This is a genomic window from Leptolyngbya sp. FACHB-36 (genome assembly GCF_014695955.1).
Taxonomy (GTDB): domain Bacteria; phylum Cyanobacteriota; class Cyanobacteriia; order Leptolyngbyales; family Leptolyngbyaceae; genus FACHB-36.
Genome location: NZ_JACJPG010000177.1, coordinates 1 through 9,175 on the forward strand (window position 1 = coordinate 1; position 9,175 = coordinate 9,175).

At 58.6% G+C, this 9,175-nt stretch carries 5 protein-coding genes; 4 read left to right on the top strand and 1 reads right to left on the bottom strand.

Annotation, left to right across the window (positions count from 1 at the left end; all coding sequences use genetic code 11):
* Nucleotides 1-116 precede the first annotated feature (116 nt).
* From H6F43_RS02800 to bcsA, 4 genes are read left to right on the top strand one after another with little or no spacing between them, the layout of a single operon-like run.
* Complete coding sequence (locus tag H6F43_RS02800) at nt 117-2,432, top strand: tetratricopeptide repeat protein (RefSeq protein WP_190340482.1); 2,316 nt, start codon at nt 117-119, stop codon at nt 2,430-2,432.
* A gap of 48 nt (nt 2,433-2,480) precedes the next feature.
* On the top strand, nt 2,481-3,761 hold the full coding sequence (locus H6F43_RS02805; RefSeq protein WP_190340483.1) for a glycosyl hydrolase family 8: 1,281 nt from the start codon (nt 2,481-2,483) through the stop codon (nt 3,759-3,761).
* The gene (locus H6F43_RS02810) at nt 3,709-6,261 is read left to right on the top strand and encodes a cellulose biosynthesis cyclic di-GMP-binding regulatory protein BcsB (protein ID WP_190340484.1); all 2,553 of its coding nucleotides are present in this window, start codon (nt 3,709-3,711) and stop codon (nt 6,259-6,261) included. The genes H6F43_RS02805 and H6F43_RS02810 overlap by 53 nt, the downstream gene beginning before the upstream one ends.
* Nucleotides 6,239-8,794, top strand: a complete 2,556-nt coding sequence (bcsA, locus tag H6F43_RS02815) for a UDP-forming cellulose synthase catalytic subunit (RefSeq protein ID WP_190340485.1) — start codon at nt 6,239-6,241, stop codon at nt 8,792-8,794. Before H6F43_RS02810 ends, bcsA begins: the two co-directional genes overlap by 23 nt.
* Nucleotides 8,795-8,872: 78 nt before the next feature.
* Here bcsA and H6F43_RS02820 read toward each other — a convergent pair.
* Nucleotides 8,873-9,175, bottom strand: a 303-nt coding sequence (locus H6F43_RS02820) for a DUF697 domain-containing protein (RefSeq protein WP_190340486.1), incomplete at its 5' end; no start/stop codon positions are given.

A 9,175-nucleotide genomic window follows, 5' to 3' on the forward strand; every position in this document is an offset into this window, starting at 1 on the left:
TTTTCGGAGACGATCGCAGGATTTAGAGTCCGAACGGAATTTGAGGTCACTCCACTCAGCCGAGTGATTCAGTAAACAGAAACAGACAGGGATTGTACACGCTACGTGGATGTCACATGGCTTACTGGACGTTACCCGCTCGATCAATTAGTCACCTCTGCTTGAGCGCTCTGCTAACAGGGCTGCCACTCGTGCCGCTAACGCAAACTCCTGCTGCGCTGGCTCAAGTACAGGCGGTTCCCGCTGAGGTGCGACGCGGCTACACCCTGCTGGGGCAGGGATTGGTCAACGATGCGATCGCGGTGCTGCGGCAGGCAGTCCAGCGCTATCCCGCTTCGCTAGAGGCAAAGCTGGGGCTGGCGATCGCCTACCGCCGTGCAGGACGAGACGCCGATGCTTGGCAGGCGTATCAGCAGGTGCTGGTGCAGGACCCCAACAACCAACTGGCGCTAAAAACGGTGGGAATTTTGGGCGGATTTCGTCCAGAGTGGCAGCCGCGCGGCATTGACGCCTTGACCACGCTGCTGACGCTAAACCCAGATGATGCTGAAGGGCGAGCGCAGCGGGCACTGCTGTTTGGCTACCAGGGACGCTTTGCCGAATCGCTGGCTGACTACGAGATTGCATTGCAGCGCAATCCGACGCCGCAAGTGCTGCTCGGAGCGGCACAAATCTATACGTACAGCGGCAACGCGCGGCAGGGACTGGAGCTGTTTAACCGCTATCGGGCAGGCGGCGGAACCATCACGGGCACCGCGACGATCGCTTACGCCCGGGCCTTACGCAGCACTGGAAATCCTGCCCTCGCGGTGCAGGTGCTTCAGGCGCAACTGCCGCGTCAGTTAACCGCAACGGCGATTCAACTGAGATCGGAGCTTTCGCAGGCGTACTTAGACAACCGCCAACCCACCGAAGCGCTGGCAGTGCTGGACCCGCTGCGCGGTCGATCGGACTCGCGCTTGCCCTTAGCGCGGGCGCTGAACGAACTGGGACAGCGACAGAACCTTCCCGCCTTACTCAGCGAAGCCGCTGGACTCTATCGCCAAGTGCTGAGCGACTCGTCCAATTCATCGCCGACGGTGCTGCGAGAAGCCGCCGACGTGCTGAGCGGCATTCCCCAAGAGCGGCAGTACGCGCTGCAGCTGTATCGCCAGCTTGTGCAGCAGCAGCCGACCGATCGCGCCCTTGCCTTGCAGCGACTGGCGCTGGAGGCTCAGCTAGGCTACTTGTCTAAAGCAGAACTGCGGCAGCAGCTTCGCTCCCTCTTGCAGCCCCTCCCTGCCGATCGAGCGCAGCAAGCGGCGATCGCTCAAGCCCTTGTACGAGTGGAGCCGGACGTTGAGTTTCTGCCCGTCTATCAAAGCCTGCTGCAAGCCGGAGTGGATCAGCCGTTTTTGTACTTCCGGCTGGCGCAGTTGCTGATTGAGCGTAACGATCTGGAGGGCGCAAAAACAGCACTGGCAGCGTATCAAGCGACTCCTAGCGCGTCTGGCGACACGGCTCCAGAGCTGCTGTTTGCAGAGATTGATCGGCGTCAAGGCAACCTAACCGCGAGCGCCCAGCGCTACCAAGCGCTATTGAACAGTCGCACCACGGATGCAGATGTGCAGGCAGCGGCACTGCGGGGTCTGGCAGGAATTCGTCTGACTCAAGGTCGATCGACAGATGCCCTCGCCCTATACGACCAACTGCTAGCGCAGAATCCACAGGATTTGCAGGTGCAGCTTGGACGCGCCAGCGTGGCGTATCAGGCAAAGCGGATTTCGGCGACGCAAGCCGAAGCCGTCCTGAATACGTGGCTTCAGAACCGTCCAGCCAGCGCTACTCCGCCGGAGCTGTACAGCCTGGTTGCGGCGCTGCCGCCATCTCCTCAGCGCGAGTCGCTGTATACGACTTTGATCGAAGCGGACCCAACCAATTTAGGTGTGCAGGTGCGGCTGGTGCAGGTGCTGGCAAGCCGGAACCCAGCGCAGGCGCAGGCAGAAGTGAATCGCTTGCTTGCTCGATCGCGCGAGTCGTCCGATCGTGACAGCGTGGGGCTGCTGTTTCTTCGGGGGCAGTTGGCGCAGGCATCGGGCAACTTCAACCAGGCAGATGAGGCGTACCAGAGAATTCTTCAGCGGGAGCCCGAGAATGCTGATGCTTTGTCGGCTCTGGGCGGCGTGCGGTTTCAGCAGCGTCAGTTCGACTCCGCCACGCAGTTGTACTCCCAGGTGCTTGCCCTCAAGCCGGATGATCCTGTGGCTCAGCGATCGCTCGCCGAGCTCGCGGCGGCACAAGGCAGACCCCTGGCAGCGCTCCAGCAGCTTGAGCAGCTTCAGGTGCAGCAGACCGCTAACAGCGCCGACCCTAATCTCTCGCAGCGGATTCAGCAGATTCAAGAGAATCTTCTCCAACAGCGCGGATTTCAGCCGCCCTGGGAGCGTTACTAAGTTCCTCAACTCCAGATTCAAGTTCTCACCGTTATCCCTAGCCACTTGATGTCATACCCTCCCGCTCCGTTTGTAATCGTTGCATTAATGCTCCTGCTAGGGTTAGCAGGATGCCAGGAGGGGCGTCCAACTCCGTCAGGCTCCGCCGTACTGCCTGCATCTCCGATCGCTCGCTCGTCGGAACGCACTGAACTGCTGAAGCAGAGCTGGGATGCCTATCGCCAGCGCTTTATTCAGACGGATGGGCGCGTGATCGACTGGGAAGCGGAGGGGCGATCGACCTCGGAAGGACAGGGGTACGCCATGCTGCGAGCGGTGTTGATGGACGACGCCGACACGTTTGCGCGGACGCTGGAATGGGCAGAGCGCAATCTGAGACGGCAGACGGCAGGCAAGCCAAGCGATTCCCTCTGGGCGTGGAAGTGGGGACAGACGCCGCGCAAAACGTGGGATGTGCTGGACCGTAATTTTGCCAGCGATGGCGATATCGACGCCATTACCGCGTTGATTTTGGCATCTCGCCGCTGGAACCGCCCAGAGTATCTACAGCTAGCGCAGACGAAGCTGCGCGACCTGTGGACTCTATCCACGGTCGCCGTGGGCGATCGTCGCTACCTGCTGCCCGGACCCCGCGAGGCGTTTCAGCAAGGAGTCACACTAACGCTAAATCCGTCGTATCAAGCGCCGTATGCCTTTCGCATGTTTGCTCAAGTCGATTCGCGCGACTGGCTCAGCTTGGTGAGCAGCAGCTACGAGGTGCTGGAGCGATCGTCGGTGCTATCTACCGTAAAGCTGCCCAGCGATTGGATTGCGCTGGATCTGTTAACAAAGCGCTACTCCGTTTTACCGGAGTCGAGTTCCTTACGGAGCCAGTACAGCTTCGATGCGTACCGTGTCTGGTGGCGAGTTGCGCTGGATGCTGCCTGGTTCGACGCGCCAGAAGCCAAAACCTATTTGCAGCGGCATTTGGGCTATTTGCGCGAGCTGTGGCGATCGCAGCAGCGCATCCCCGCCCGATTGACGCTTCAAGGCAAACCTACCGTGCCCTACGAGGCGCTGTCTCAGTATGGGGTGCTGTACACCGCATTTCAAACGATCGATCCAGTTGTGGCTGAGCAAATTTATCAACAGAAATTAGCGCCTGCCTACCGCGAGGGCATCTGGGAAAATCCCTCTGCCTACTACACCCAAAATTTGGTGTGGTTTGGGCTGGTACCTCCAACCGCTCTTTCGCCCCGTTTATTACACCCTAACACCGCTACCCAGAGACCCGGTCATGACTCATCTATCACGCAACTCTATCGATCGCTCATTACAGCGACGCCCTAAAATCATTTCGCGATTTGGCTGGCGCCTTGCTGTGCTCTGCTGTAGCGGTTTAATTGCGGGAGTAATTGCCCTAACGGGACCCCTAGGCAACTCAGCGATCGCCCAGTCCTCGAACGTGCAGAAGCAAGAAGACAAGGTGATTCAGGACTTCGCGCTGCCCAGCTCACCCCCGCAGCCGCCAGTCTATCAACCGGCTCCACCGCCCGCGCCGGAACCCGCGCCGGACCCTGCGCCTGCTCCGGCTTCAGAACCCGCATTTGTGCCTGAATCTGCTCCGGAGCCGCCCAGAGCAAGTTCTGCCCCCGCCCCAAAGCCCGCACCGCCGAAATCAGCAGACGCCAAGCCCGCAACGAAAGCACCGATCAGCCAGTACGTGCTGGAGTTCAACCGCAGCCCGATCGTCGGTAACCGCCTCCGGCTGCAGGGCGTCTATGCCGAGTCTCGCCTTGGCTTTACTCGTCCGCAGTCGTGGAGCGTGCAGTCGGCAAAGGCAGTCATTCGCTACCAGCACTCTCCAGCACTGGTGGCGGAGCGATCGAACCTGACGGTTTTGGTCAACGGCACCAGCGTTGGCAGCACGCCGCTCAATCGCAAAGACTCCAAAATTGGCGAACTGCTGGTCAACATTCCCACCTCGCTGATCCAGGACTCCAACAGCATTGCCGTCGCGGTGCAGCAAAACACGGACCCCAAATGCTCTAACTCTTCAGATCCAAATTTGTGGACTGAGGTGCTGCCCGACTCCAAGCTGGTATTTGGCTACCAGTCCCAAGCCATCCCGTTAGACTTCAGCCGCTTCCCGCTGCCGATCTTTGACACTCTCAGCCTCGACGCCAATCAGCTAGTTTATCTTGAGCCTGCCCAGGTGAACGACGCTTGGCTAACCACCGCAGGGCGCTTCCAGACGCTAATGGGCAGACTGGCAGAGTTTCGCCCACTGGAAACTCGCGTGGCAAAGAACCTGGACAACCTGAACTGGAACGATCGCCTCGTCCTGATTGGTACGCCCACCGAACAGCCGCTGCTGAAATCGTTGAAGCTGCCGTTTGCGATCGCCAACAGTCAAGTGCTGGACGGCAACAAGAAAGCGCTCCCTAACGATGTTGGGGTGCTGATGCTGGCAAGCACGCCCAATAACACCAATCCGGTGCTGATTGCCACAGGCAACGGACCGCAGGGCGTCGCCAAAGCCGTGCAGTTCCTAGCGCAGCCCAAGAACCGCCAAATCGGCACGGGTCAGGCGATCCTCGTCAAGGACGTGCCGGATGCTGAGTCGCCTGCGCCGCGCGCTTGGTCGCGCCATTTGCCCCTAGAAAATTCCTTTAAGCTGGCAGACCTGCGCACATCCACCAACCAGCCGTATCAGGACATCACCGTCCGCGGCTCGAACGCGCCCTCGATCGAAATTGACTTCCGCGCCCTGCCCGATGATCGCTTCACGCGCGGCAACTCTATGACGCTGCTCTACAGCTACGGTCCGCAGGTGAATCCTCGCACATCGTCGCTGGATGTCGCGATCGATGGCGTGGCGATCGGCGGTAAACCGCTGACCTCGGATCAAGGCTCAGACCGGGAACGCGTCAACATTACGCTGCCCGAAGGCTTGATTACACCAACCTCGAAACTGCAAGTCTCGTTCCGTCTTGATCCAAAAGAGTCGGCACGCTGCGGCATCATTACTGATCAGCAGCTTTGGGGCACGCTGCACAACGACACAAGCTTTAACCTCAGCCGCGAGAACTCGGTGACGCTGCCGGATCTGAAGCTGCTACAAGTTGGCTACCCGTTCGCCGCACCGCAGGATCTCTCCGACCTGGCGATCGCCCTGCCGGACACGCCCTCTACCGCCGATGTCCAAACGCTGTTGGACGTGAGCGAGCGGTTAGGACGCCTGACCCAAGCAGATTCCATCAAGCTGGAGGCGTATCGCGCCAGCACGCTGCCGCAGCCCGTGCGCAACGATCGCAACCTGATTGCGATCGGCACCCGCGACAAGTTCCCACTGCCAGATGCGTTGCGATCGGATGCAGGCAGCTTTTCCCTCAAAAATGCGTTTGGACGCCAGTCAGACCAGGCGCAAGTGCAAGCACTACCCGACAACGGTGGCGTGATTCAGCAAGTCATCTCCCCATGGAACCGAAACCGCGTGCTGCTGGCGCTGACCAGCCAAACCGAGCAAGGACTAAAAGCCGTTCAGGATGTGCTGCACCGCGACCTGTGGTTTTATAAACTCCAAGGAGATACGGTGCTAATCAGCACCAATCAGCCCAACGCGCCTGCCTACGACCCCAGCGCTTACAAACTGCAGGTCTTGCAGCGATCGCAGCCCCGCCGCATCGAGCAAACAACCTGGCTCAGCAAAGCCTCGCGCTTTTTCCAGGAGCACTGGTTCCTGCTGCCAACGGCCATAGTGACGCTCACTCTGGTGCTGTATGGCATTGCCCAACTCTTTTTGAAACGTGCTGGAGGAATGACGGATGAGTCAGGCTTCAAAGGTTGAACGGCGTCGTCCAGGCGGCGATCGCCTGATTACGGCGCTTGTAAATTTTGTGCCCAACGTCTTCGATCGCGCCCTGCATCGACTCGGCACTGTCCATCTGTTCTGGCTAATTCTGCTGCTGCTGCTGCTGGGGCTGCCGCTGATTATTACGCCTCTGGCAATCTGGCAGCAGGGACTCGTCGCGGTCGTGCTGCTCGTGGTCGGGTGGATTGTGGTGCAGGTAGAGCAGCGCTACGGCGATCGTGGCACCAGCGAGTATTTGCACTTGTTCATGGTCGTGCTGAGCCTGATTACCACACTGCGCTACCTCTTCTACCGCGTCCGCTACACCGTTAACCTGGATGGCTGGGTGGACAGCTTCTTCAGCATTCTGCTGCTGCTGGCGGAACTCTACGCGATCATGACGCTGGGGCTGGCGTACTTCCAAACCCTGAAGCTAAAAGACCGCAAACCCGTGGATCTGCATTTGCGTCCGCAAGAGCAGTGGTTCAGCGTTGATGTCTACATTCCTACCTACAACGAGGATGTGGAAATTGTCCGTAAAACCGCGCTGGGAGCGTTGGCGATCGACTACCCTGCCGACAAAAAGCACGTCTACATCCTGGACGACGGACGGGCGGAGAAGTATCGCGCTCGACGCCAGCAGCTCCGCCAAATGTGCGAAGAGCTTGGCTGCACGCTAATGACGCGGGACAACAACGACCACGCCAAAGCCGGAAACATCAACACGGCAATGCGGAAGACTCAGGGCGATTTAATTCTGATCCTCGACTGCGACCACATTCCGTCGCGAGACATTCTCCAGAACACTGTCGGCTTTTTCTACAAGCCCCAAGTCTCAATGGTGCAGACGCCGCACTGGTTCTACAATCCTGACCCCTTTGAGCGCAATTTGCTCACAGAAGGCAAAATTCCGGTGGGCAATGAGCTGTTCTACAAAGTGCTGCAAAAAGGCAATGACTTCTGGAATGCGGCGTTCTTCTGTGGCTCGGCAGCCGTGATTCGTAAAGACTACGTGCTAGAGATTGGCGGCATCGCCACAGAAACTGTGACGGAGGACTGCCATACCTCGTTCCGGCTACACGCGCTTGGCTATGAAACCGTCTACTACGACAAGATCATGGTGGCAGGACTGGCACCCGAAAAGTTCTCCTCCTATGTGGGGCAGCAGGTGCGCTGGGCGCGGGGCATGGCGCAAATTTTGCGGCTGGAAAATCCTCTGTTCAACCGCAAACGGAAGCTGACGCTGGCGCAGCGGCTGTGCTACTTCAGCGCCACGTCGCACTTTTTCTTTGGCTTTCCGCGTCTCATGTACGCGATCGCCCCGGTCCTGTTCTTGCTGTTTGGCATTAACTCGGTGCGGGGTCTAGGGCTGGAAACGATCGCCTATGCCGCGCCGCACATTCTCCTGGCGACTTATACCAATCACATCACCTATAAAAGCGTCCGCTTTTCCTTTTGGAATGAGCTATACGAGTTCGCCTTGTCGTTTCAGGCAGGTATTGTGACGCTGCTGGCGCTGATTAATCCAAAGCTGGGTAAATTTAACGTCACTGACAAAGGGGCTTCTGTTACCCGGCGCCAGTTTGATTGGGAATCTGCCCGCGCGCTGCTGATTGTGGTGCTGATTACGGTTCCAGCACTGGTAGCCGTTCCGTTCTGGCTGCTACTGCGCCCCACGGACACCGAAGCCATTTTGATCAATGCCTTTTGGTGTGGCTTTAATCTGGTACTGCTGTTTTCTGCGCTGCTGGTGGCGTTCGAGCAGCCGCAACTGCGACGATCGCACCGCCTCGCCCGCGAGCTAACGGCTGTGATCTACAGCGCGGATCAAACCTGGACAGGCAAAACCGAGAACATCAGCGAAACCGGATGCCAGCTGGTTCTAGACACGTGGGCAAACCTGCCGGACGAAATTGAACTGGAGCTGATCGGGGACTATGGTGCACGAGCTTTTGTCAACGCTCGAATTATCCGAATCACACCGCTCGACGATAGCCAAGTGACGCTGGCGATCGATTTCATTGACCCCAGCCGGACGCAGCTAGACGCCCTCGCTATCGTCATCTACTCCGATGTGCGCGAGTGGTATTCGCAGCAGCGCCAAGTTGTAGACGACCCGATGCAGTCGTTCCGGTTTATTGCGGGCAGTCTGTCACGATCGCTGCGCGACCCGCAGCCTGCTGACAGCACCGTTCGCATCCGCAAGCAGATCCGTGCTGCCGCTCAACTGTATTGGAAGGGACAGCTCTACTCAGGAACCGCGACCGAAATCAGCAGTCGCAGCATCCGAGTTCAGCTAGACGCCAACCCGCAGTTAGACAGCTTAGAGCAGGGCAAGGCGATCGTTGGACTGCTGCTTAGCCAAGATGCCAGAGAGCCACTGCCTCAGCGGCTGCTGACACAGGTGGAGTCGATCGAGTACCTATCCGAGGCGGAACACAGCCAGGTGGCGATCGAGCTACGCTTCCCCAATAAATTGAGGGACCGGCAAGCCGCCAAGATCAAACAGCTCGTCAGCACGTTGACCTGATCACAACGTCATCACGTTAAAGATGGCTAACAGTTAGTTGCGACTAGCTGTTAGCCTAAACACAGCTTGCTATCAGCATCAATCCGGCTCAACCGCTTTCGTTGGACGCCGATTCAAATCAATTTTCGCCCGCAGTTCGTCTTTGACGCGGCTCAGAATCGATGCTTCATCCAGCGACGCCAGAATTCGCGTCACCACTGCTTTGGGTCCATCCGGTCCCCAAGAGGCACCATTGGCAAGGTAAGCCTTGGTGACTTGTCCGATCGCGTAGGTCGAAACCCCTGCCACTCCCGCTTGGGTAATAGCAACCGACACGTAGGCACCGATCGACACGCCACCCGTTGCCGGAGCCGCCAAGCCCAGCAGACTTTTCAGCGAGCC